Below are 24450 nucleotides of genomic sequence, written 5' to 3'. Positions count from 1 at the left end.
ATATATTTGTTTATATACATTATTTCAGGAAAAAATTACGGAATGATTAGCGATCCCACCGATAAAAAACTGCTGGCTTTACTGCAGGAGAACTCAAAAAAGACCAACAAAGAACTGGCCGGAAAACTGGGGCTTTCAGTTACTGCTGTTTATGAACGGATAAGGAAACTGGAACGTGCCGGGGTAATTTCCAAATACGTAGCCCTTGTAAGACCCGAAAAAGTGGAGCGTTCCTTTACAGCTTTTTGCCACATCAAACTGGTGCAGCATACCAAAGGGAATGTTACCGGCTTTGAAAGCCAGGTTACCAAACTGCCCGAGGTGCTGGAGGTTTTTCACGTGAGCGGTGAATATGACTATATTCTGAAAGTAATGGTGAAGGATATGGAGGCTTACCGGGAGTTTATGCTCAACAAGCTCACCACGCTGCAACACATTGGCAGTACCCAAAGTACTTTTGTTATAAGTCCCGTTAAAAACACCACCGAGTTAAGTGTTTAAGGTTCAACGTTCAAGGTTCAACGTTCAAGGTTCAACGTTCAAGGTTCAACGTTTAAGGTTCAGGAGCCAAATTTTCTTTATCTCACATCTCATATCTAATATCTCATATCTCATATCTAATATCTAATATCTCACATCTAATATCTCCCAAAACAATCCAGTCTTTTCATTTGTCATTAATAGTCGTACTTTTGTTATTCTTGTAAAAACTCAACAAAAAACTTACTTATGAGCAAATATGATGTTGCTGTTATAGGTTCAGGCCCGGGAGGATATGTCGCTGCCATTCGTTGCGCGCAATTGGGGATGAAAACCGCACTTATAGAAAAGTATTCCAGTCTTGGAGGCACCTGTTTAAACGTGGGATGTATTCCCAGCAAGGCGCTACTCGATTCTTCACATCACTACGATGATGCCGTGAAGCATTTTGAAGAGCACGGGATTGAAATTCCTGGGGAAGTAAAAGTGAACCTGGAAAAAATGATCGAGAGAAAACTTTCTGTGGTGAACCAAACGGTAGACGGGATAAAGTTTCTTATGAACAAGAACAATATCGACGTTTTTGAAGGTGTGGGGTCTTTTAAAGATGAAACTCATATCAACATCAAAAAATCTGATGGCGAAACTGAAGTTCTTGAAGCAAAAAACAGCATTATTGCAACAGGTTCAAAGCCTGCCAACCTTCCATTTATAAAGCTTGACAAAGAGAAGATCATCACTTCTACTGAAGCTCTTGAACTTAAAGAAATCCCCGAACACCTTATAGTGATTGGTGGCGGAGTGATAGGTCTGGAACTTGGGCAGGTATATATGAGGCTTGGTGCAAAAGTTTCGGTGGTGGAGTATATGGACAGTATTATTCCTACAATGGATGCTGCCCTTGCCAAAGAATTGACCAGGAGCCTTAAAAAGCAGGGAATGAAGTTCTATGTTTCGCACCAGGTGAATTCTGTAGAGCGTAATGGGGATGAAGTCGTGGTTAAAGCCAAGGATAAAAAAGATAAAGAAGTAGAATTTAAAGGGGATTACTGCCTGGTTTCTGTAGGCCGTAAACCTTATACCGAAGGACTTAATGCTGAAGCTGCGGGAGTGAAAATTGACGACCGCGGAAGGGTAGAGGTGAATGCCCGGCTACAAACTTCAGCAAAGAACATTTATGCCATAGGCGATGTGATCAAAGGCCCAATGCTGGCGCACAAAGCTTCGGAAGAAGGAACTCTTGTTGCTGAAGTTATCGCCGGACAAAAGCCGCACATCGATTACAACTTAATTCCGGGTGTGGTTTATACATGGCCTGAAGTTGCTGCCGTTGGTAAGACCGAAGAACAACTAAAAGAAGAAGGCGTAAAATATAAGGAAGGAAAATTCCCTATGCGTGCCCTGGGAAGATCAAGGGCCAGTGGAGATATCGACGGAATGGTGAAGATACTTTCCGACGAAGCTACAGATGAGGTACTTGGCGTACACATGATAGGAGCCCGGGTAGCCGATCTTATTGCTGAAGCTGTGACTGCTATGGAGTTTCGTGCCTCGGCCGAAGATATTTCAAGAATGAGCCACGCCCACCCAACCTATGCTGAAGCCGTTAAAGAAGCTGCCCTTGCAGCTACCGATAACAGGCCGATTCATTCATAGATTCAGCTTACAAAACTTTCAAAATGATCTCTCAAAAATGCCATTTTTGGGAGATCATTTTTTTATATGCTGCTGATTAAAAAAGTTTTAATTGCTTGATTTCGATTCATCTCTTTCACTACATTTATACTAAATTAAATATGTAAAAAGATGCCTAAAGAAAAATCGCCTTCAAAGAATTCAGCTAAGAAAGAACCCGTTCTAAGCCTGAAAGAAAAGCGTGCCGCTAAAGCCGCCAAAAAGAAGACCAGAAGCTAATTAATAATTTGTCCTTTTATTCTATTTGAATAGAATAAGAAGCTTTAAATTCCTGAGAAGGCATTAATTTGTTAATGCCTTCTTTCTTTTTTAAATCCTGATCGGTATTTTCAACATCGGCATAACCCAGCCAGGGTTCCAGGCAAACAAAAGGTGCTGCCGGTTTTGCCCATATTCCCAGGTGCCTGAAATCTTCATATTCAACAGTAAGAATATTTTTGCCGGACTTATTTTTTAAGCTGATTCTTTTTGAGGGAATATTTTTAAAAATTAGAGCATCCCGGTCAAAAAGGTTTTTATGAAGCTGGATCTTTTTATCATTTTTGAGCACTTCAACTGTCTGCTCTTTGATTAAACCTTTATTAGTGAGGGTATAGCTGTGAAGGTCCATATCACAATCAAACTCAAGAAAATAATCTTCCAGAGATTCATCCTCATAGAGCGGGACATTAAAAGCAGGATGCCCGCCAAGGGAAAAGTAGAGCGGCTTCAAATCAAGATTAAGAACCCGATGAGAAACACATACATTATTTTTTTTGAGGGTAAAACTTATTTCGAAAGTAAATTTGAACGGATATACTTTCAGGGTTTCTTCGGAATAGCTTAGCTCAAAAACCAGCTGCTTTTCATGCTGTTCTTTAAGTCTGAAATTTTTATTGAGCCTAAGAAAGCCATGCCTTGGCAAAGAATATTTCCTGCCTTCAAAGAAGTAGGTATCTTCTTTTAGACCTCCAACAACAGGAAAAAGGTTTGGGGCCTGCCCGCCCCAAATTTCGGGTGTTCCCTGCCAGAGATATTCAAGTTCACTTCCGGTCTTTTTCAGGCTGCAGAGTTCAGCACCGGTTTTTCGTACACCTATGCTTAATTGATCGTTCTTTATTTTGTACATGAAATGTAACTTATTCCTTAGCAGGAAAATTGAAAATCAAATTTAGCTTATTGGTGCTATATTAAGAAGTAAAAGTCTTCAGAAGTTCTCTTCAGTAGAAAAAAATGGTTTTCTGAGTTCCTGAATTATCCAATTCTGAATAGGTTTTTCTCTTTGACCTTTTCCAGAGTTTTTTATTAATTGTCGCTCACGAATTTGAAAAACTTACTTTCTCCACCATCTTTGGTTTTTTCCTGGTAAAGGAATTGTAAATCATTTTCGTCGAATATCCTGAAGAACTCTTCCCACGAGATATTTTTGAGATTATCTTCTGCATAACCGGGGAAATTGATGCGGAGTAAACCCCCGCCTTCACTACTGTTGGTTGCACTTTCTACCACTGCAGGTTTTCCGTCTCTTTCTTCGGTCCAGTTTTTAATGGTGTTATGATCTTTTGTGGTCTTAGAATCTGACTGTGCCATGTTTGCTGATTTTAAGTTGATTATAACTCTAAATTCTCATTTTTGGAACGGAACCAAAAGACTTTTAACAGCAAAAAAATATAATTGTTAAGCTCTTGTGAATCGGGGCTGCTGTTAATTTCTCTTCTTATACAGTCTCAGTTTCCAGTAACCCCGTTTAAAGTAAATAAAAGCGGCAAGGGCAGCAATGAGGTTCGAAATTGGAAACGCCCACCAGATCCCTTCGTAGCTAAGGTTGGTTTTGTGCGAAAGCATAAAAGCCACAGGAAACCTGATGATCCAGAGATTGAGGATTGAAATGAGCATTGAGGCTTTGGTGAATCCTGCACCATTAAAAACCCCGTTTAAAACCTGCTGTACGCCTAAAAGTCCGAAACTGGGTGCCATAATCTTTATGAAATATGCGGCATCATTAATTACTTCAGGGTCATTTGGAATAAAGAAAGCTGTGATGGGAACAGCAAAGAAGTACATGAGAACTCCCATGCCTGTTAGGCCAAAAAAGGCGATTTTGCTACTTAAGTTTGCAACCTGCTCTGCCCGTTTAATTTTTATGGCCCCAATGTTTTGTCCTACGAGAGAGGTGGTGGCAATGGCGAGCCCCAGTGCCGGGATAATGATAAAGCTTAAAATTCGGGCGCCAATCCCGTAGGCTGCCACCACTTCACTTCCAAAGCCCGTTACAAGCACTACCATAAAGGTCATTCCCAGGGCCCTGGTAGATTGTTCTATACTGGCAGGAATTCCAAGATTGACAATCCGTTTTAAGGTAGAAATATGAGGTCTCATCTGGTTAAAATGAATCCTGATTCCGCTCCTGCCTCTAAAAAGGATCCACAGGCCTATGACTGCTGAAAGTGCCTGGGTAATAATACTTGCAACTGCCGCCCCAGCTACCCCATATCCGGGTATGGGACCGTATCCATAGATAAATAGCGGGTCCAGGATAAGGTTCAGGAATACGGTAAATAGTACGATATAAACGGGCAGCATCACATTTCCTATCCCGCGCATGAGCGACTGGAAGGAAAAGAACATAAAGAGAAACACAAATCCAATGGATGAGACCTGAAAGTAACTCACTGAATCTTCCAGGATTTCAGGGCCTGCACCAATGAGTTTCATGAGCGGTGCAGCTGCAAAATAGCTCAACACCGAAAGGAATAGAGATATAAAAAAGATAAGGGAAATGGTCTGCGATGAATTAAAATCTACTCTTTTTTGATCTTCGGCACCATAATATTGAGAGACCAGCACGGTTCCCGCCAAGGTTAAGCCCGAGCCCAGAGACAACACCAGGAATAACAGGGGGAAACTGATGCTTACTGCAGCAACAGCATTGGCACCCAGTCTACCCAGCCAAAAGGTATCGATTAGCTGGTAAGCGGTTTGGAGTATGTTTGCCAGGATTATAGGAACGGCGAGGTGGAAAAGGGACGTAAAGATCCCTCCTTCGGTATATTTCCTTTTTTGATTCATGTGCTACAAAAATACGGCAGGCAGATGCTATTTTATGCTAAAACTTTAATAATTCCTTTTAAGCTCAAAAACAGCACCTGGAAAAGATAGAGAATTATCCCTGATATTTAAACCTGGCGTCTTCTTAATATTTAGTTGTTAAAGCAAATTTTTTGTTGTAAATTTAAGAAGCACAGTAAGTTATGTGTAGGTTGTATTTGGAATTATAAAACTCCGTTACCTATGAGCGCACTAACAAACATCTGGAATAATTACACCGTCGAGTTTTCTACTACCCAAAAGGTGATAATTGCTATAGTACTTGGAATGATCTTTTTGATCGCCATTTTCGCCATAGTTTTAGTCATTTTGGAAATTGCAGGATAATAGAAAATTTACAAAGGTGTAAGAGGTCCTTCTTTTGAGGGTGATGTTTTCTGTGCCTGATTTTTCCTTACCATTATTCTTTTTCTTATTTCTTTAGAAGCATCTCTGTAGCGTGTGCTTCCTCATGTTCCTAATTTTTATTACCTTTAGGAACAACCTATTAGCAGTTGCTAGAAAAAAATCAATTATGGATGCCATTACTATCTACAAATTGATGAAGCCTCATCTTGATTTGTTGAATTCTTCAGAAAAAGCTACCCTTTCTAAATTGATCAATTCCAAAAAACCCGAGCGGGTGACCTGTGTACATCGCAAGAAACTATCACTTATTAAAGCAAAAGAACAACTAAAAGTATTTTGCAGGCGTGAAATGGAGCGGGAGAAAGCGAGCAGGGTAACGCTCTAATTTTTTGTTAATCCTTTAAATTCCGGACCTTCTTCAGATTATTTCCTGTAATTTCAGGAAGAAAGCTTATAGTCATGGAGGAGAAAATTCTATTAGCCGGAGCTTCCGGTGCCCTGGGGCTTGAAGTCCTTAAATTACTACACCAACAGGGGAAAGATGTTAGAGCACTGGTACATTCTGAAGATGGGGCCGAAGAGGTCTCTCCTTATACGAATGATATTTGGAAAGCCGATGCCAGTGAAGGTAATGATGTGATTAAAGACATTACAAAAGATGTTTCTATAGTGATCTCTACCCTGGGGAAAAGTGTTAGTTTATTTACCAACCGGGGCAAATCATTCGTGGAGAATGATTTTTACGCAAATTCCAATATTCTTGATGATGCCATTAAAAATGGTGTCAAACGATTTATTTATGTTTCTATTAAAGGTGCCGAAAAAGCGCTGGAATATGAAGTGGCCAAATCTCACAAGATGTTTGAAGATGCGCTCGAAGCTTCTGGCCTTGATCATACCATTATAAGACCGGTTGGGTTTTATTCGGGTCTCCATGACCTTGCCATAATGGCCAAAAGAAAAGTCATTCCCATTGTAGGTGATGGGGAGGCTAAAACCAACAGTATCCATCAAAAAGATTTGGCTAAAGTTGTGGTGAAATATTTACAGGAAGGGCCCGAATTAAAAGAAGTGGGAGGTCCTTTGATACATACCCGCAGGGAAATGGCCGATATGGTTGCCGAAAAAGTGGGAGGGAAGGTGATCCCCGTTCCCGAAAAGATCGCTGAATGGGGGATGTTTCTTCCCGAAATGGTAGATGATGATATTTCGGCTAAACTTCATTACTTCAAATTTGTAACTACTCATGATATGGTTGGAGAGAAGAATGGTGAAATCACCTTTGAAGAGTATCTCAACAGCCTCGACCTGGAAAAAGATTTACCATAATGTCTAAAAAATATGATGCCATAATTATTGGTTGCGGAAGCAATGGCATAGCTGCAGCCATAAGATTACAGCAAAAAGGATTAAAAACTGCCATTTTTGAGCAGGCAGCGGTACCCGGTGGTGCCACTAAAACAAAGGAGTTAACCCTCCCGGGCTTTAAGCACGATGTAGGTTCGGCTATTATGCCCCTGGGGCTGGCCTCTCCTTTCTTCCGGAATCTGCCCCTGCAGCAGTACGGCCTGGAGTGGGTCTTTCCCGAAGTTGCCTATGCTCATCCTTTTGATGATGGTACAGCTTATGCCTGCTACAAAGATATTCAAGCCACGGCCGCACAGTTGGGAGAAGATCAGGATGCCTATCTCAACCTTATCAATCCTTTGTTGGAGAATTGGGATAAGCTCAATGAAGACCTGTTGGGGCCACTGGGCATTCCCGATCATCCTTTGCAATTTATGAAGTTCGGACTCAAAGCTTTGCCTTCAGCAAAAATGATTGCGGATAAATACTTTAAAAATGAGAAAACGAAGATGTTTTTTTACGGCTCGGCCGCTCATTCCACACTTCCTCTAAACACTTTGATCTCGGCTTCTTTTGGACTGGTGCTCACCACCAGTGCGCATAAATATAACTGGCCTTTTCCAAAAGGAGGAGCTGGGAATTTCTTTGATGCCCTAGTACAGCACTATAAATCTCTGGGCGGTGAGATCTACTGTGACCAGTTGGTAAACGATATTCGCGACCTGCCCAATGCGTATTCTTATCTCTTTGATCTTACCCCAAAACAGCTGCTGAAGATCAAGGGGCTTAATTTTAATTCTCTTTACCGCAAGCGGCTGGAGGCTTATAAATATGGTGCCGGTGTTTTCAAAATGGACTGGGCGCTTAGTGAACCTATTCCTTTTACCAGTGAAAAATGCCGAAAAGCCGCAACTATACATCTAGGATTTTCTCAGAAGGAAATTGAAGAGTCTGAAAAAGGCATTCACGACAAAAAAATGACCGATACTCCTTATGTGCTTGTTGCCCAACATACCCCTTTTGATTCCACGCGGGCGCCCGAAGGTAAGCACACGGCCTGGGCGTATATTCACGTCCCCAACGGCGATACCACCGATTATACAGAGATCATAGAAAATCAAATTGAACGTGCTGCTCCGGGTTTTAAAGATACTATCCTGGAAAGATCGGCGATGAACACAGTGGCACTCGAACAGTTTGATCCTAATCTCGTGGGAGGGGATATCAATGGAGGACGACAGGATATAACACAGCTATTCACGAGGCCTGTGGCCAAAATATCTCCTTATGCTACGCCAGATCCACGGGTGTACATTTGTTCTTCATCTACGCCTCCTGGTGGTGGCGTTCATGGTATGTGCGGCTTTCACGCGGCTCAAAAAGCACTCAAAGATCATTTTAGCGAATTGCTATAATAAAATAGGCCGGAATCATTTCCGGCCTATTTTGTTTTTAAGAAAAATCCTGTTGCTATTCTTTAGTTGAAGGAACAGGGAAGCCCCTGTCTCTCATTAGCGCATCAATATTTGCATCTCTTCCTCTAAAGAGCTGATAAGCTTCAGCCGGATCCATTGCATTACGTGGTGCGAATAAATACTTCACCAGTTTTGCAGCTACATTTTCATCATAGAATCCGCCCGGTGCTTCTCTAAAAGCTTCCGCAGCATCCGAAGTTAAAACATCAGCCCACAGGTAGCCGTAATAACCGGTAGCATAACCTTCGCCCGAGAATACGTGCCCAAAATGGGGCGTACGGTGCCTCATTACAATTTCAGAAGGCATATTGAGTTCATCAAGAGTCTCTTTTTCGAAAGTATCCATATCAATTTCTGAAGGATCTGTGGTGTGCAACTTCATATCCATCAAAGCAGAAGCAAGGAATTCGGTGGTTGCAAATCCCTGATTAAAAGTGGAAGCTTTTTTGATCTTTTCCACCAGTTCCTGCGGGATAGGTTCTCCTGTCTCGTGATGCACCAAAAAGCGATTGATCACTTCATCGGTAGACAACCATTTTTCCAGCAGCTGAGACTGGAATTCGGTATAATCTCTCACTCCACTGTTTAAAATAGGATATTTTACTTCTGAAGAAAAGAAATGCAGGGCATGACCAAACTCGTGGAAAAAAGTGGTAGCATCATCCCACGAAATGAGCGATGGTTCTCCCGGCGCAGGTTTTACAAAATTCGAGTTGTTGGAGGCAAGAACAGTTTCTTCCTTTCCTTCCATTTCGGCATGGCTGCGATATTGAGAAGCCCATGCACCAGATCTTTTCCCTCTTCGCGCGTATGGATCAAGATACCAGAGGCCAATATGTTTACCGGTATCTTTATTGGTCACTTCCCACACCTTTACGTCTTCATGAAATACAGGAACGGTACCTTTTGGTACAGGGGTGAATTTATAATTGAAAACTCTGTCGGCTGTAAAGAAGAGCGCTTCTGTCAATTTATTGAGCTGGAGGTATTGCTTAACTTCATCCGATTCGAGATCGTATTTTTCCTGTCTCACCTTTTCGGCGTAATAACGATAATCCCACGGGGCTATTACGATATCTTTTCCTTCAGCTTCGGCCACTGCCTGCATATCGGCCACTTCTTCTTCTACACGAGCCAGGGCTGCCGGCCAAACTGCCTCCATAAGCTCCATGGCTCTTTCGGGAGTTTTTGCCATGCGGTCTTGCAACCTCCATTGGGCATAATTTTCAAAACCGAGCAGTTCTACACGCTCATCGCGTAACTTCAGGATTTCCTTGATAATTTGCTTGTTGTCATATTCGTCATTGTTGTCACCACGGGAATAGTAATTGTCCCACACCTTCTTTCTAAGCTCTCTTTCATCAGAATAGGTGAGGAAAGGATCCATAGAAGAGCGGGTGTTAAGTACGGCATATTTACCTTCTTTACCCCGATCGGTTGCTGCTTTGGCCGCTGCTTTGACAAAAGATTCGGGCAGGCCGCTTAGCTGATCTTCTTCAAGATAAACCACGTAGTTTTCTTCTTCGGCTAAAACATTGTTGCTAAACTGCGTGTAAAGACGCGAAAGTTCTTTGTTGATTTGAGCATATCTCTCTTTGTCGGCTTCGTTAAGATCTGCGCCTTCCATAGCAAAATCCTCGTACATAAGTTGTACCGCACGTTGCTGTTGAGCTGGGAGAGGATCTACCTGCGACTGCTCATACACAGCTTTTATTCTTTCAAAAAGCTCTTTATTTTGGGATATTTTTGAAGAGTATTCAGAGATCTTTGGTGCCAGTTCCTGCTGAATTTCCCTGAATTCAGGTGAAGACATATTGCTGCTCCAAACTCCGTAGTAGGTAAAGGCCCTGTCCAGGGCTTCACCCGACTGCTGCATGGCCAAAATGGTATTTTCAAAGGTTGGTGGCGCAGGATTGGCAGAGATCATAAGCACTTCCTGCAGGTGGGAAGCCATTCCCTGTTCCAGTGCAGGTTTAAGATCTTCCAGCTTCATTTCATCAAACCGGGGCACCCCGCCATAGGGCCCGGTCCACTCTTGTAAAAGATCGTTTTTCATAGTAGTTTTTTGTACTGTTTCATCAGAATTGGTGGGAGTGGCAGGAGCAGTAGAACTACCCGGGCCACAAGCCGATATAATCGCGGCTGTTATTAATCCAAGACTTATTTTCTTAGTGGGGATCATTTTCAATTATCATTTTTTTTGTTCGGTCTTCAAGATACTAATAATCTTAAAAAACAAGGGGCTTCAAAAATGCCATTTTTGACAGGTAAATAATTCGGCTTACTTTTATGCATCAGAATTTACCAAATGGAATTTTTAAAGAAGAACTGGTCTAATATCCTGTTCATTATTCTCATCATTTTGTTGCTGGTTCCCCAAACTCGTAAACCTATACAGGTGGGTCTTAACCGCATGATCTCGTTTAGCCCTTCTAAAATTGCCGAAGATGAGCGCGATACGCTTGAGAATTACAATTGGAACCTCGTTGATCTAAATGGAGAGCCGGTAAATTTCAAAAGCAGTATCGGGAAAGTGGCCGTGGTGAATTTGTGGGCAACCTGGTGCCCTCCATGTATTGCTGAAATGCCTTCTTTTCAGAAATTGTATGACCAGTATGGCGACAAGGTTGATTTCTATTTTGTTTCTACTGAAGAGGCAGCCAAACTACAACAGTTCTTAAATAAAAACCACTACAGGCTCCCCGTTTATCAGCCTCTTGATATGGCTCCTCAAAAGCTGCAGTCACGCAGTTTACCTACCACCATAGTGATCTCTAAAAAAGGCAAAATAGCAGTAAACAAAAAAGGATCGGCAAACTGGAACGATTCGGGTTTTAAAGGGCTGCTTGATCAGTTACTGGCCGAAGATTAAATCTCCTGCTGCAGGGAGCTTCTTATGTTGAGAAGTTCTTCTACAAATTCGCGGCTGTTGGAGAGGCGTGGTACCTTATGCTGCCCACCCAGTTTATTTTTACGTTTTAGCCATTCATAGAAAGTACCTTCGGGCATTTCACGCACTACAGGCCGTTCAATGGCGATGTCATTCTTCCGCTTTGAAGCATAATCATCATTGTACCTGCCCAATTCCCTGTCCAGCACATCTGTAAAATTCTCCATATTTGCGGGAGATCTCACAAACTCTATGATCCATTCGTGATATCCTTTTTTACGCCGGTCGTAAAAATAGGGCGCTGCGGTAAAATCGCGGAGAATCGCGCTTGTTTCCCGGCAGGCCTGTGAAATGGCTTTTTCGGCATGTTCAGCAAAAAGATCTTCTCCAAAAACATTGATACAGTGCTTGGTACGGCCGCTTATGGTAAAACGGTACGGGCTGGTGCTGGTGAATTTTATTGTATCACCAATTTTATAACGCCACAAACCTGAGTTTGTACTTATCACCATCGAATAATTTTTCCCTAATTCGACTTCACTCAGGGGAATTACCTTCGGGTTTTCTGAAAGGAATTCTTTTTCAGGAATAAACTCATAGAAAATTCCGTAGTTGAGCATCAGCAGGAGGGAAGGATCATCTTTTTGATCCTGAAGTGCAAAAAATCCTTCAGTAGCATTAAAGATCTCAAGGTACCTAAGGCTTTTATCTTTGTCGAGCTCCTCAAAAAGGGGCCTGTATGGTGCAAAAGAAACAGATCCGTGAAAAAATACCTCAAGATCGGGCCATACATCCTGGATGTAGGTAATGTTTTTCTCTTTGATAATGTGCTGGAGCAGTAATAACATCCACATGGGGGAACCGGCAAGGCTGGTAACCCGTTGGTGAGAAGTTATTTCAGCGATCTTTTTGATCTTCTCTTCCCAGTTATTCATCATAGTGACCTCCAGCCCCGGAGTTCTTCCAAACTGGGCCCAAAATGGAAGGTTTTTCATCACAATGGCCGAGATATTGGCAATATAATGACTGTTGTTGCTGGACTGTTTCCCTTCCTGGCTACCGCCAATTGACAGGTTTTTTCCGGAAAACAACCTGGCATCGGGATAGTTGTGAATGTATAAGGCCAGCATATCCCGACCTCCCTGGTAATGACACTGCTCTAATCCTTCTGTAGAAACAGGGATCATTTTGCTGGTGGCTCCCGTGGTTCCCGATGATTTGGCGAACCATTTTATTGGGGTAGGCCAAAGTACGTTAGTTTCCCCTTTTAGGATCAATTCTATATAAGGATGGAGGTCTTCGTAATTATTAAGCGGTACCTGTTCAACAAACTGGCGGTAATTATGAATATCTTTAAAGTGGAATTTCCTTCCGTAATAGGTGTTCTTAGTCGTTTCCAGAAGTTGCTGCAGGACCCGTTGCTGGGTCTCATGAGGATTATTAATGGAATTTTCTAAGTCTTCGATCCGGCTCTTCATCACCAGATTCCCTATGGAATCAATTATCCCCATATATTGCGATCAACTTTTGTAATGATTTTCTTTGTGGAATTTATAAAGAAATCCCCCTCTTTTACAATTGCCGAAGATACACAATAATCGCTTTTTTTGAACTTCACCTGCTTATTTTCCTTTTTTAACGTCTTCATGAACAGGAAAAGTAAGTATAAATGTGGTTCCTTCATTGGGAACGCTTTGCACTTCAATTGTCGCATCATGATCATCAAGGATGTTCTTGACCGAACATAGTCCAATTCCCATGCCGCCGGGTTTTCGTGTGTAAAAAGATTCAAAGAGCCTGTCCAGCTGTTCCTTCACCATCCCACAGCCGTTATCTGTAATGGTAAGGGAGTAAGTGTTTTTTCTTTTCTTAATACTAAGAGTCAGTTTACCCTCATTTGGCACCATTGCTTCACTGGCATTAACAATAATATTCAGTATTGCAATTTGAAGCTTCTCCTCGTCGGCATTTATAAAGTAGGTGCCGCGGTATTTTTTGTATACACTAACCCCTGTAAGGTAAATACGATCTTTGGCATGACTTAAAGCTTTGTTTGTGGTTCTTGCCAAACAGCACTTTTTCATTTTAGGCTTCGAGTAATTTGATGCCGTTAAAAGATCGGTCACCAAATTATTTAAGGTCGAGGTGCTCCTCTTTATAATGTCAGTGTAGTTCTTTGTATGCGATTCACCGCCAAGTTTTTCCAGTATGTCTACAGACATGTTGATGCTGGCCAGTGGGTTTCTCAACTCGTGGGCCAGGGTTCTCGCTATTTCTCCTTTAATAGAAAGTTTCTCGGCAGTTATTAAGGCCTGCTGTGTCATTTTTTGGGCCTGAACATTTCTGAGGAGAACAATGTACTCCACTACATTTCCTTTTTCATTTCTCATGAACACCTTGCCCCGGGCATTATAACATTCCCATTGTTTTTCATGTGCTTTTAACCTGAACTCTACTTCTAGCACATCATCATCAGAGCTTCTTAAAAGTCCGCTGTGAAAGCCCAGGGTTTTCTGCCGGTCCTGAGGGTGGATTAACGGGAAGATATCAGGTAATGACATACCCTCAATTTTCTCCACAGTCATACCTTCTTCAGCCGATATATCTCTGTTGATGTATCTTATTTTCTCGGTATACAGGTTGAAGATCATTATCACGTCTGGTGAAGTTTCTACCAGTTGCTTTTTAAACCTGCTGTTTTCCTTTAATTTTTGAGCCTTTAATTTATTCCTTGTAATATTTTCAAGGGAACAGATGAGAAGGCCTTTTTGACGCCTCCCCGAAATTTGGAACCAGTTATTTTTACCGTTACGATCAACTTGGATTTCAAAATCGGTAGATTCTCCTGTCAGCATCGTTTGCTTCAGGGCCTCAAAGACCCCTTTTTCGGTTGCGCCAGGATTATACTTTAGAAAACTGCGCCCTACCATTTGAGGTTGGTTGTAGTAGCGGTTAATGATCTTATTTACTCTTACATGGGTAAAATCTACAATGTCATAATTCTCTCCAAAAAGCGGTTTCATTACAAAGATGCCCTGTTTTACTGTATCAAAAACCATTTGGAGCAGTTCATTATTTTCCTCCAGCTCATGTGTGCGGCTTTTTACCTTTAGTTCAAGATCCTCGTTTAATCTTTGCAGCTTTTCTTCGGCTTCTTTACGTGGGGTAATGTCTGAGAAAAGGCAGGCTACTTTTCTGCTTTTTGAACTTCCTATGGGGAAGGCGTAGACATCAAACCACCGGTTATGTGCAACAGCGTAATCTTCAAAGCGTACAGCTTTTCCTGTAAAAGCAACTTCCCCAAGAGTATTAAACCAGTGGCTCTCATGATCGCGATAAAATTCCCTCATAGTTTGGCCCAGCGGGTTTCTCAAACCGGTATGTTTTTCAAACGCCGGATTGACTTCAACAAAAAGATAATCAATAGGATGCTTTTCCAGGTCAAAGATCATTTCAACCACTCCAAATCCCTGATCTAATGAATTTACCAGGACCCTATAGCGGTTAAGGCTTTCCTGCAGCAGTTGTTCTTTTTCGAGCCCCAGTTTTTTTCTTCCCTTAACGCTGGAATTATCTACAGGTTTGGCAAGGGTAAGAATAAAACTTTCCTTGCGACCCTTAAAGCCGTCATACTTGCGAAATTCAAATTGAAAACTTTTCCAGTGTCCAAAAGCAGATTTTACCCGTATTATCTTTGTTCCTTCTTGGGGATTTGAAGGGGGGTGAGATTTTTTCAGAAGCTGTAAAAAAAACGGGTAATCTTCAGGATGGATCTTTTCCCGGTAAAAGTTGTCGCTGTCTTCTTTAACAGGAGAACTGTCTTTGAAGTATTGCAGAAACCGGTAATTTACTGCCTCAATGGAAAGATCTTCCGCAGAAAAAATAAACAGAAGAAATTCCTGATTATCACGCCCATTAAAAGCACTGGAGAGGCTGTGCGCAGCACCAGTAGAAATTTCATCTGGCATAAAAGTAGTTTTTTGCATCTAAAAAATATTAGACAGCAGTTCTTTCGTTCTGCTCATTCCGATATTAGGCTATTAGGGGGAGTAAGTTAAAATTAGGATAAATTTTTAATAACTCAACCATCACAATACCAGATTTTTACAAAAAATATCTTACACATTCCCGGAAGCTGCGTACCTACTGTGTTTTCTCACAGAAAAATTTTCAATTTATTTGCTCAGTTTGTAAAAATCTGCATCAATAGGGGAGGTGTAGCATGTTACTTGGTAGTTTACAATAAGTTAAATGTCCTCTCTTAAAGAAGATAAACGTCAAATTTTTTGGATTAAAGGTGCAGGGTATCCGGAGATCTTCCCTGGATAATCTTACAGTGGCTTAACTAATTATTAAGAAAATCTTATCTTAAAACAGGACCATTAAAAATGTAGAATCGGGTCTATTTTTTCTTCTTACGGTTGTAGTTTTTGTCGCCGCGGGTCTTTGGCTTTTTGTACTTTTTCTTGATCTCCCGGCGATAGGATCCGCCTAAGTTCACTTTTTTGTTCTTATCCTTTTTGTCGTGAAAAGCAGGGCCCGGTTGATCTTCATCTGAAGATTTATTCGGATTGTAAATTTCATCAGATTTAGGCTGTTCTTCCGGAATAAGTTCTGTAGATACTTCCACAGCATCGGGCAAAGGTTGAAAAGAGATCTTCAGGTCCATCAAAGATTCTATCTTCTCAAGATCTTCTGTTTCCGAAGGAGTTGTGAAAAGTATGGCGTGTCCTTCTTTTTCGGCCCTTCCTGTACGGCCAATGCGGTGTATGTAATTTTCGGGGTAGGCAGGAGTATCAAAGTTAATGACGTGGCTCACCTGTTCAATATCGAGACCTCGTGCCATAACGTCTGTAGCTACGAGTATGCGGCAAAATCCGTCTCCAAACTGCCTTATGCTCCTCAAACGGTAGTTCTGGGTCTTGTTGGAATGGATCACGGTACATTCTTCGGGGAAAAGAGGATCGAGGTTTTGAAAAAGCCGATCGGCTATTCTTTTGTTCCCAGCAAAAATGAGCACCTTGTGGAAAGTTTCTTTATCGGCCAGCAGGTGTTTCAGCAGATTCACCTTGGTGTAAAAGTTTGGGACTTCAAAGCCTTCCTGGTTGATGTTTTCCAGCGGGGCACCACTGGCGGCTACCGATACAGTTTCGGGATTTTTAAAGTTTTCCTGAATCAGTTTCTCTACATCGGCCGTCATGGTGGCCGAGAACATAATGTTTTGCCTGTTGGCCGGGAGCAGCTCTAAAATATTCGTCAGCTGGAACCTAAAGCCCAAATCAAGCATCACATCAACTTCATCTATCACCAGCTTTTGAACAGATTTTAACTGCAGGTCGCGGTTAATGGCAAGATCATAAAGTCTACCCGGTGTGGCGACCAAAATATCCAATCCCTGAGCTACCAGTTGTTTTTGAGTATTGATGTTGGTGCCACCGTAAATACCAAGAATGCGCGTGTTTATGTACTTGGTAAGCTTTTCAAGTTCTTCTGCTACCTGCACCACAAGTTCCCGCGTGGGTACCAGAATGAGGATCCTCGGGTTCTTTTGTTCAGAATATTTTAGGGTCTTTAAAAGGGGAAGAAGGTATGCAAGGGTTTTTCCCGTACCTGTCTGGGCAATTCCCACCATATCCCTTCCCGAGAGAATTACAGGTAAAGATTGCTCCTGGATAGGCGTAGGAGTAGAGATCTTTTGATCTTCAAGTGCATTTAATAAGGGAGTAGTAAGGTTGAGGTCCTGAAAAGTCACGCAGTAAAATTTAAGGGGCAAAGTTAAACTTAATTTATTGAAAGCCTATGGGTTTTGTTTAAGCTAAGGCTATCTTTATTTCTTCCCGGCCTATTTTGTATTTTTGACTGCTAATTTTACTACTATGACAAAGATCCTGGCTTTTGCCGGCTCCAGCAGCCCAACATCTATCAATCACCAGTTAATTCTCAATGTAACCCGGCGAATTTCAGATCATCAGGTAGAGGTGCTCGAGCTTAACAAGCTGGATATTCCTCTTTACAGCATTGTAAAGGAAAAAGAAGGCTTCCCCGAAAACGTCAAGTTTATTTATAAGAAAATTGTTGAGGCTCCTGCTCTAATTATAGCAGTGAATGAGTACAACTCCAATGTTTCAGGGTTTTTCAAGAATATTATCGACTGGCTGTCACGGGTTGAAAAGAATTTTCTCGGCGGCAAGAAGATACTTTTAATGAGTACCTCACCGGGCAAGCGCGGTGGTGCCTCGGCTTTAGAATACTGCAAGAACCAGTTTCCGCGTTTTGGAGGTGAAGTGGTAGAGAGCTTCAGCCTGCCGCAGTTCTACGAAAATTTTGATTCCGAAAAAGGCGTTGTGGTCAATGAGATTTTCGACCTGGGCATCATTGATGTGATCACTTCTTTTTCTCAAAATATTAAGGAAGCAGCGGAGTGAGGATATCCAAAAAGGTCAAATTTGACAAAGATTTTCCCATTAAAAAGGCGCTGTTGCACTGGGCCCGCCAGTACAATGAAGTGGTGTGGTTAGACAGCAATGAACATAAAGACGGCTACTCGAATTTTGAGGCTTTACTCGCCGTAGATGCCTTTACAGCCATTCAAACCGATGCTTCGGAAGCTTTTGACAAGCTTAAGGAATACCAGGAAACCACTGCCGACTGGATTTTTGGATATCTCACTTATGATCTCAAAAATGACGTGGAACACCTGAAGAGCAACAACCACGACTGGCTTTTTTTTCCTGAATTGTTCTTTTTTCAGCCGAAGAAGATCATTACTCTGAAAGCAAATGAACTCGAGTTGAATTATCTCGGGTTAGTAGATGATGAGCTGGAAGAAGACCTGGAACAGATCCTTCAAAAAGGGCATTTTCAGGAGGGAATTTTTCCGGTGGTGAAAAATGAGATCAGGCTAAGTCCCCGAATCTCAAAAGAGGCTTATTTCCTGAAAGTTCAGGAAATGTTGGGGCATATTCAGCGGGGAGATATCTATGAAGCCAATTTTTGTCAGGAATTCTATGCTGAAAGTGCCATTTTTGATCCATTTCTGAAATTTTCAGCCTTAAATGATATTTCCAAACCTCCTTTTGCCACATTTTTCAGAAATAACGATCATTATTTGCTATCAGCTTCCCCCGAAAGATACCTTCAGAAGAAAGGTGACCAATTAATTTCCCAGCCCATAAAAGGAACTGCGCCCAGAGCCCTTTTTGATCCCGAAAAAGATAAAGAACTTGCCCTGCAGCTTGAAAGAGATCCTAAAGAAAGGTCAGAAAATATCATGATTGTAGATCTGGTTCGCAATGACCTTTCAAAAACAGCAAAAAAAGGCAGTGTTGAGGTAACCGAACTTTGCAGGGTGTACAGCTTTAGGCAGGTGCACCAAATGATATCTACTGTAAAAGCAAGGCTGGAGGAAGGTATACCTGCAGTTGAGGTGCTGCGCACTACTTTTCCTATGGGGAGTATGACGGGTGCTCCCAAGATCTCGGCCATGGAGATCATTGAAGAGCTGGAAGAAACGAGGCGTGGCCTGTATAGCGGGGCGGTAGGATATTTTGATCCTGCAGGCGATTTTGATTTTAACGTGGTTATCCGCAGTATTTTATATAATCAGGCTTCTAAATACGTGTCTTTTTCGGTAGGTAGCGCCATCACGTCGCGTTCTATCCCCGAAAATGAATATGAAGAATGCCTGGTAAAAGCGGCAGCATTAAAAAAGGTGCTGGAGGAGCACGATTAAAGGGAATTCTTCAGAAAAAAGAGTATTGCAACCCATCCATTTTGATATCTTTGAGCCTATGCTGTCAAAGTTCAAAAAACACCTTGAGGAACAGTTTTCTAAAACCCTTACACGCAAGATACTTCTTGCCGTGAGTGGCGGTGTAGACAGTGTGGTGCTGGCCCATTTGTGCCGGCAGGCAGGTCTTGACATAGCTCTTGCCCACTGTAATTTTAACCTGCGGGGAGAAGAGAGCGAAGGCGACGAATCTTTTGTTCTGGAACTTGCAGATGCGTTGGAAACTGAAATTTTTATTGAAGGTTTTGAAACTGAAGCTTATGCTGCCGGGAAGAAAATTTCCATTCAAATGGCGGCAAGGGAGCTAAGGTACAATTGGTTTAGGGAGCTGCGCGAAACATTGCAGTTTGACTATATTTTCACAGCCCATCACGCCAATGACAATCTTGAAACTGTTCTCATCAACCTTATAAGAGGAACAGGGCTGGAAGGCCTCACAGGAATTCCAGATGTTAATGATTGTGTTATTCGGCCGTTGTTGCCTTTCTCGCGGGAGGAAATAGAAAAATATGCCCGTGGGCAGGAGCTTCAGTGGCGTGAAGACAGCAGCAATGCATCTACCAAATACTTCAGGAACAAAGTTCGGCTGGAGGTGATCCCTACGTTGCTGGAAATGAATCCGCAGTTATTGGAGAGTTTCGCAAAAACCCGAAGTCATCTGCAACAAAGTTCCCAGCTTATTGAAGATTATGTTTCGGTGATTTTTCCGAAGGTGGCAAAGCAGGAAGAGTATGGGTATTCTTTTAAGGTTAAATTGCTGCAGGCCCTTCCCAGTACAAAAGCTGTGATGTACGAACTTTTTAAGTCTTTTGGCTTTACCGAATGGGAGGATGTGCACGGCCTGCTGGAGTCACAACCCGGAAAAATCGTCTACTCAAAAACCCACAGGCTTATAAGGGGGCGGGAAGATTTACTGCTCACCGTTGTTTCCCCGCTGGAAGATAAGATCTATACCATCAAAGAAGATGAAGAAGTGGTGATGCTGCCCATGGGTACTTTTCAGTTTGAACCGGCAGAAGAGCTCGAAAAAAGCGATGCTAGCGTCATCTTTCTTGATCGGGACAAGCTGCAATTTCCCCTCACTGTAAGAAAGTGGCAGCAGGGCGATTATTTTTATCCGTTTGGGATGAAAGGGAAGAAAAAAATAAGCAAGTTTTTCAAAGATGAGAAGTTATCTTTGCCACAAAAAGAAAATTGCTGGTTGCTGTGTTCGGGGCAGGAAATTGTTTGGGTAATAAACTACCGTGCCGATGCACGCTTTGCTGTTGAAGACAGTACACAGGAAATTCTGAGATTAAGTTACACACCATGAGATTACCGATTCTTTTAATTGTTTTCTTTTTAAGTTTTTTTAATGCTGAAGCCCAGATCTTTGACCCCAATAACCTGGGGCAGGGCATGGAAGACCCTATTGAATGGGAGGCCAGGGTAGAGCAGGAGAACGATTCAATATACCAGCTCGTATTTTCGGCATTTTTGGAACCCGGCTGGCACCTCTATTCCCAAGAGGAAGTGAAGATTGACATTGCACCTATTCCTACAGCTTTTACTTTTTCTGAAGCTCCCGGAAAATATGAGCTCGTGGGGCCTACCGTTGAGCCCGATGTTCCTGCGCTATATGATGCGGTGTTTGAAGCCGACATTACGTACTTTGAAGGGGAAGCTGTTTTCAAACAAAAGATCAAAGTGCTGGACTCAACTGATCTGTTGATCACTGCGGAAGTTTACTTTTCGGTTTGTGACGATGAAAAATGTCTTCCGCCCGAAACAGAGCGGTTTACTTTCAACATAGGAGAGAATCAGGTAGAAGAAGGTTTTACAGATCTTGAGGTTTCAGATAAAGATCAGCGGCTTACCGAAGCTTTGCATATTGATGTAAAAGGTGTGGGCGGAGTAGATATTGCTGATGAAAAAGGGCATAATTACACCACTATTTTTTTCCTGGGTTTCATTGGTGGCCTTATCGCATTGCTCACGCCCTGTGTGTTTCCTATGATTCCGTTGACCGTTTCCTTCTTTACCAAAGGTGCAAAAACCCGCAGAAAAGGACTTGTTAATGCAATCATGTATGGCGTATTTATTTTCCTTATTTACCTATTGCTCAGTTTGCCGTTCCACCTGCTCGATTCGCTTGACCCCGGCATCCTCAACAACATTTCTACCAACACCACATTGAACATTATTTTCTTTGTGATCTTTATATTTTTTGCTTTTTCATTTTTTGGGTATTACGAGATCACCCTGCCCAGTTCCTGGAGCAACAAAATGGACGACAAGGCTTCCAGCTTTGGAGGGGTTATAGGTGTTTTCTTTATGGCGCTTACCCTGGCGCTGGTATCTTTCTCCTGTACAGGACCCATTTTAGGATCTCTGCTGGGAAGTTCCCTTACTACCGATGGTGGTGCAATCCAGTTATCTTTCGGGATGGGAGGCTTTGGGCTGGCCCTGGCGCTTCCGTTTGCATTGTTTGCACTTTTTCCCAACTGGCTCAATTCGCTGCCAAAAAGCGGTGGCTGGTTAAATTCAGTAAAAGTTGTGCTCGGTTTCATCGAACTGGCACTTGCATTCAAGTTCCTTTCCAATGCCGACCTGGTGCAACACTGGGGGCTTCTAAAAAGGGAAATTTTCATTGGCATCTGGATCGTTGTAGGCATCGGTTTACTGCTCTATCTCTTTGGAGTGCTGCGCTTTCCTCATGATGGGCCAAAATCGAAATTGGGTAAGGGAAGATTGCTGCTGGGTATTGCAACCCTCGCTTTTGTGGTCTACCTCGTGCCCGGCCTCACCAACACGCCTGCAGCCAACCTTAAGTTGCTTAGCGGTTTCCCGCCACCTTTATTTTACAGCGTCTACGAAAAAGAAACCGAAGGGCCTTTAGGTTTAAAAGCTTACAAAGATTTTGATGAAGGCGTTGCGGCGGCAAAAGCTGAAAATAAACCCATACTTCTCGATTTTACCGGCTGGGCCTGTGTGAACTGCCGAAAAATGGAGGAGCAGGTTTGGAGTGACCCCCAGGTTTTTGATCTTATGCAGGATGAATTTGTGCTCATTTCCCTTTATGTAGATGACCGCAAAGAGCTGCCCGAAGATCAAAAGTTTAACTATCAGAAGCCTACAGGAGGCATTAAGAAAATAGAAACCATAGGAGACAAATGGGCTACTTTTCAAACACTTAACTTCCGGAATAACTCCCAGCCGTTCTATGTTTTGCTCGATCACAACATGAACATGCTCAATCAACCGGTTGGATATACGCCAAATTCAGAAGAGTTTGCAAGCTGGTTAAATGAAGGTGTAGAAGAATTTAACGCCCAGTAAAGTTTACCGGCAGCAGGTTTTTGAAAGGAATTTCTATCTTTAGGGACTTCAAAACTTAGCTTACAGATGAAATTTTTCAAAATTTATTTCCTGCCGGTGCTGTTTGTGCTGGTTAGCAGCCATGGATTAGCACAAACCGCAACCCAATATGAAGTCAAAGACCACTACACCAAAAAGGAGGTGGTCATTCCTATGAGAGATGGTACAAAGCTTCATACCACCATCTTTTCCCCAAAAGATACTTCAAAGGAGTATCCAATTCTTATGACCCGCACACCATATAGCTCAAGGCCGTATGGAAAAGGGCAGTTCCGGTCACAGTTAGGCCCCAACGAATATTTGATGAAACAGGGGAATATTTTCGTATACCAGGATGTGCGCGGCAGGTGGATGAGCGAAGGCGTGTACGACAATATGCGGGCTTTTATTCCGAAGAAAAAAGGAAAACAGTTTGATGAAGCCAGCGATACTTATGACACTGTAGAATGGCTGGTGAAGAATGTAAAGAACAACAACGGACGCGTGGGTCTCTGGGGTATTTCCTATCCCGGTTTTTACACCACTTATTCCCTTTTGGCCAATCATCCGGCGATAAAAGCGGTTTCGCCACAGGCTTCTATCGGGGATTTCTTTTTTGATGATTTTCACCACAATGGTGCCTATATGTTGAGCTACTGGCGGGCTACGGCTGTTTTTGGATATGAAAAAAGCACCCCCAGCGATACTGCCTGGTATTCTTTTCCCGAGCTCAATACCAAAGATCAATACCAGTTTTTCCTCGATGCGGGGCCTCTTAAAAATCTCGATAAATATTACGGAGAAGACAATGTTTTCTGGCAACAGCTTAAGGAGCACCCTAATTACGACGAGTTTTGGCAAAAACGCGGAATTGTACAACATTTAAAGGATATTAAACCTGCAGTAATGGTTGTTGGCGGCTTATTTGATGCCGAAGATCTTTACGGGCCGTTCAATATTTATGAGACCATAGAGAAGAACGGCGATACTTATAATATGCTTGTAATGGGGCCCTGGAGCCACGGTGACTGGGCTCGTAAAAAAGATCGGCAGGCTATTGGTAATGTGTATTTTGGCGATAATATTTCTGAAAATTATCAAAAGGAAGTGGAGACCCTCTTTTTTAACCACTTTTTAAAAGGAGAGGCTGATGAACATCTTGCGCTTCCTGAAGCTTACATGTTCGATACTGGCTTGATGGAATGGAAAACCTATGAAGCCTGGCCTCCAAAAATGGCAAAAAAGAAGGCCTTTTACCTGGGTGATGATCAGCAGCTAATTGCAGGGCCTGTAGCTGTTCCTGCTGTTGCCTCTGGTGCCGAAACATTCATTAGCGACCCCAATAAACCGGTGCCTTATTCTGAAGATATCAAAATGGTCTTTACTCCGCGGAAGTACATGACCGATGATCAGCGTTTTGCAGCACGCAGGCCCGATGTGCTGGTTTATGAAACTGAAGTTTTAGAGGAAGACTTCACTTTGGCCGGAGAAGTGCTGGCAAAATTGCAGGTGGCGACTACAGGAACAGCAGCTGATTGGATTGTGAAAGTTGTTGATGTTTTTCCGCCCGATGCCGAAGATTTCGAAGAAACACAGGATTATCTCTCTATGAGCAATTACCACATGATGGTTCGCAGCGAAGTTATAAGAGGCAGGTTTAGAAACAGTTTCTCCAATCCTGAACCTTTTGAACCTAACAAGAAGACGCAAGTAAACCTGCAACTTCAGGATGTGCACCACACCTTCAAAAAAGGTCATAAATTGCAAATTCAGGTGCAAAGCAGCTGGTTTCCGTTAATCGACCTTAATCCGCAGACCTACGTAGACAATATTTTTGAAGCCGAAGAAGAGGATTTTCAAAAGCAGGAACACAAAGTCTTCCACGATTCCCAGATTATTTTCTCGGTGCTGGAATAGAATACTGAGGTGTCAAAAATGCCATTTTTGACATCTCTTTTTCTTTGACTGTGCCGCTGCAGGATTGCAGTTTATTTACTATTTTC

19 protein-coding genes are annotated in these 24450 nt (G+C 42.4%); 12 read left to right on the top strand and 7 right to left on the bottom strand.

The genetic code is table 11. From position 1 onward, the window contains the following. The first annotated feature begins 42 nt into the window (after window positions 1-42). Together OQ279_RS06255 and lpdA are read left to right on the top strand one after the other, a co-directional pair. The gene (locus tag OQ279_RS06255) at window positions 43-501 is read left to right on the top strand and encodes an Lrp/AsnC family transcriptional regulator (protein ID WP_266068994.1); all 459 of its coding nucleotides are present in this window, start codon (window positions 43-45) and stop codon (window positions 499-501) included. 228 nt (window positions 502-729) lie between these two features. Beyond that, window positions 730-2136 carry a dihydrolipoyl dehydrogenase gene (gene lpdA, locus OQ279_RS06250; protein ID WP_266068993.1) on the top strand — a complete coding sequence of 469 codons (1407 nt, stop codon included), beginning with the start codon at window positions 730-732 and terminating at the stop codon, window positions 2134-2136. 274 nt (window positions 2137-2410) lie between these two features. Here the strand turns inward: lpdA and OQ279_RS06245 are convergent, their stop codons facing one another. The 3 genes from OQ279_RS06245 to OQ279_RS06235 all read right to left on the bottom strand — a co-directional run bounded on the left by OQ279_RS06245 (window position 2411) and on the right by OQ279_RS06235 (window position 5223). Beyond that, the gene (locus tag OQ279_RS06245; protein ID WP_266068992.1) at window positions 2411-3283 is read right to left on the bottom strand and encodes an aldose 1-epimerase family protein; all 873 of its coding nucleotides are present in this window, start codon (window positions 3281-3283) and stop codon (window positions 2411-2413) included. 176 nt (window positions 3284-3459) lie between these two features. After that, complete coding sequence (locus tag OQ279_RS06240) at window positions 3460-3744, bottom strand: hypothetical protein (RefSeq protein ID WP_266068991.1); 285 nt, start codon at window positions 3742-3744, stop codon at window positions 3460-3462. Window positions 3745-3858: 114 nt separating this feature from the next. Further along, entirely contained in the window at window positions 3859-5223 is a 1365-nt protein-coding gene (locus OQ279_RS06235; RefSeq protein WP_266068990.1) for an MATE family efflux transporter, read from the bottom strand. Window positions 5224-5445: 222 nt separating this feature from the next. On the opposite strand from OQ279_RS06235, the gene OQ279_RS06230 reads away from it, so the two are divergent. From OQ279_RS06230 to OQ279_RS06215, 4 genes are all read left to right on the top strand, one after another. Next, window positions 5446-5589, top strand: a complete 144-nt coding sequence (locus OQ279_RS06230) for a hypothetical protein (RefSeq protein WP_266068989.1) — start codon at window positions 5446-5448, stop codon at window positions 5587-5589. A gap of 187 nt (window positions 5590-5776) precedes the next feature. Beyond that, the gene (locus OQ279_RS06225; RefSeq protein WP_266068988.1) at window positions 5777-5995 is read left to right on the top strand and encodes a hypothetical protein; all 219 of its coding nucleotides are present in this window, start codon (window positions 5777-5779) and stop codon (window positions 5993-5995) included. Window positions 5996-6069: 74 nt separating this feature from the next. Next, entirely contained in the window at window positions 6070-6939 is an 870-nt protein-coding gene (locus tag OQ279_RS06220; RefSeq protein ID WP_266068987.1) for an SDR family oxidoreductase, read from the top strand. Further along, window positions 6939-8372, top strand: coding sequence for a phytoene desaturase family protein (locus tag OQ279_RS06215; RefSeq protein ID WP_266068986.1), 1434 nt, complete (start codon window positions 6939-6941; stop codon window positions 8370-8372). The genes OQ279_RS06220 and OQ279_RS06215 overlap by 1 nt, the downstream gene beginning before the upstream one ends. Window positions 8373-8427: 55 nt before the next feature. Here OQ279_RS06215 and OQ279_RS06210 read toward each other — a convergent pair whose 3' ends face one another. Beyond that, on the bottom strand, window positions 8428-10614 hold the full coding sequence (locus OQ279_RS06210; protein WP_266068985.1) for a M3 family metallopeptidase: 2187 nt from the start codon (window positions 10612-10614) through the stop codon (window positions 8428-8430). A gap of 126 nt (window positions 10615-10740) precedes the next feature. Between OQ279_RS06210 and OQ279_RS06205 the strand changes: the two genes are divergently transcribed. Next, complete coding sequence (locus tag OQ279_RS06205) at window positions 10741-11304, top strand: TlpA family protein disulfide reductase (protein WP_266068984.1); 564 nt, start codon at window positions 10741-10743, stop codon at window positions 11302-11304. On the opposite strand, the gene OQ279_RS06200 is transcribed toward OQ279_RS06205, so the two are convergent. The 3 genes from OQ279_RS06200 to OQ279_RS06190 form a co-directional block, all read right to left on the bottom strand. Next, complete coding sequence (locus OQ279_RS06200; RefSeq protein ID WP_266068983.1) at window positions 11301-12833, bottom strand: GH3 auxin-responsive promoter family protein; 1533 nt, start codon at window positions 12831-12833, stop codon at window positions 11301-11303. The two genes, OQ279_RS06205 and OQ279_RS06200, sit on opposite strands and share 4 nt — an antisense overlap. 111 nt (window positions 12834-12944) lie before the next feature. Then, the gene (locus OQ279_RS06195) at window positions 12945-15308 is read right to left on the bottom strand and encodes a PAS domain-containing sensor histidine kinase (protein ID WP_266068982.1); all 2364 of its coding nucleotides are present in this window, start codon (window positions 15306-15308) and stop codon (window positions 12945-12947) included. A gap of 416 nt (window positions 15309-15724) precedes the next feature. Next, on the bottom strand, window positions 15725-17074 hold the full coding sequence (locus OQ279_RS06190) for a DEAD/DEAH box helicase (RefSeq protein ID WP_266068981.1): 1350 nt from the start codon (window positions 17072-17074) through the stop codon (window positions 15725-15727). A 124-nt stretch (window positions 17075-17198) separates the two neighbouring features. Between OQ279_RS06190 and OQ279_RS06185 the strand changes: the two genes are divergently transcribed. From OQ279_RS06185 to OQ279_RS06165, 5 genes are all read left to right on the top strand, one after another. Next, window positions 17199-17747: an NADPH-dependent FMN reductase gene (locus OQ279_RS06185; RefSeq protein ID WP_266068980.1), complete on the top strand. Its 549-nt coding sequence runs from the start codon at window positions 17199-17201 to the stop codon at window positions 17745-17747. Continuing rightward, window positions 17744-19054, top strand: a complete 1311-nt coding sequence (locus OQ279_RS06180) for an anthranilate synthase component I family protein (protein WP_370866503.1) — start codon at window positions 17744-17746, stop codon at window positions 19052-19054. The genes OQ279_RS06185 and OQ279_RS06180 overlap by 4 nt, the downstream gene beginning before the upstream one ends. 25 nt (window positions 19055-19079) lie before the next feature. Further along, complete coding sequence (gene tilS, locus OQ279_RS06175) at window positions 19080-20423, top strand: tRNA lysidine(34) synthetase TilS (RefSeq protein ID WP_306419747.1); 1344 nt, start codon at window positions 19080-19082, stop codon at window positions 20421-20423. Next, entirely contained in the window at window positions 20420-22429 is a 2010-nt protein-coding gene (locus OQ279_RS06170) for a protein-disulfide reductase DsbD family protein (protein ID WP_266068979.1), read from the top strand. The genes tilS and OQ279_RS06170 overlap by 4 nt, the downstream gene beginning before the upstream one ends. Before the next feature lie 66 nt (window positions 22430-22495). Further along, window positions 22496-24364, top strand: a complete 1869-nt coding sequence (locus tag OQ279_RS06165) for a CocE/NonD family hydrolase (protein WP_266068978.1) — start codon at window positions 22496-22498, stop codon at window positions 24362-24364. Window positions 24365-24450: the final 86 nt, after the last annotated feature.

The sequence above is a fragment of the Salinimicrobium profundisediminis genome (assembly GCF_026241755.1).
GTDB lineage: Bacteria > Bacteroidota > Bacteroidia > Flavobacteriales > Flavobacteriaceae > Salinimicrobium > Salinimicrobium profundisediminis.
The sequence above is the reverse complement of the archived record's forward strand: the minus strand, read 5'-3'. Positions and strand labels throughout refer to the sequence as shown.

Excerpts from the sequence above, each read along its gene's own strand:
- OQ279_RS06225 (WP_266068988.1), top strand. The coding sequence starts at position 5,777 with ATGGATGCCATTACTATCTACAAATTGATGAAGCCTCATCTTGATTTG.
- OQ279_RS06165 (WP_266068978.1), top strand. The coding sequence starts at position 22,496 with ATGAAATTTTTCAAAATTTATTTCCTGCCGGTGCTGTTTGTGCTGGTT.
- OQ279_RS06245 (WP_266068992.1), bottom strand. The coding sequence starts at position 3,283 with ATGTACAAAATAAAGAACGATCAATTAAGCATAGGTGTACGAAAAACC.
- OQ279_RS06255 (WP_266068994.1), top strand. The coding sequence starts at position 43 with ATGATTAGCGATCCCACCGATAAAAAACTGCTGGCTTTACTGCAGGAG.
- lpdA (WP_266068993.1), top strand. The coding sequence starts at position 730 with ATGAGCAAATATGATGTTGCTGTTATAGGTTCAGGCCCGGGAGGATAT.
- OQ279_RS06240 (WP_266068991.1), bottom strand. The coding sequence starts at position 3,744 with ATGGCACAGTCAGATTCTAAGACCACAAAAGATCATAACACCATTAAA.
- OQ279_RS06195 (WP_266068982.1), bottom strand. The coding sequence starts at position 15,308 with ATGCAAAAAACTACTTTTATGCCAGATGAAATTTCTACTGGTGCTGCG.
- OQ279_RS06230 (WP_266068989.1), top strand. The coding sequence starts at position 5,446 with ATGAGCGCACTAACAAACATCTGGAATAATTACACCGTCGAGTTTTCT.
- OQ279_RS06220 (WP_266068987.1), top strand. The coding sequence starts at position 6,070 with ATGGAGGAGAAAATTCTATTAGCCGGAGCTTCCGGTGCCCTGGGGCTT.
- OQ279_RS06170 (WP_266068979.1), top strand. The coding sequence starts at position 20,420 with ATGAGATTACCGATTCTTTTAATTGTTTTCTTTTTAAGTTTTTTTAAT.
- OQ279_RS06205 (WP_266068984.1), top strand. The coding sequence starts at position 10,741 with ATGGAATTTTTAAAGAAGAACTGGTCTAATATCCTGTTCATTATTCTC.
- OQ279_RS06200 (WP_266068983.1), bottom strand. The coding sequence starts at position 12,833 with ATGGGGATAATTGATTCCATAGGGAATCTGGTGATGAAGAGCCGGATC.
- OQ279_RS06185 (WP_266068980.1), top strand. The coding sequence starts at position 17,199 with ATGACAAAGATCCTGGCTTTTGCCGGCTCCAGCAGCCCAACATCTATC.
- OQ279_RS06210 (WP_266068985.1), bottom strand. The coding sequence starts at position 10,614 with ATGATCCCCACTAAGAAAATAAGTCTTGGATTAATAACAGCCGCGATT.
- OQ279_RS06235 (WP_266068990.1), bottom strand. The coding sequence starts at position 5,223 with ATGAATCAAAAAAGGAAATATACCGAAGGAGGGATCTTTACGTCCCTT.
- OQ279_RS06215 (WP_266068986.1), top strand. The coding sequence starts at position 6,939 with ATGTCTAAAAAATATGATGCCATAATTATTGGTTGCGGAAGCAATGGC.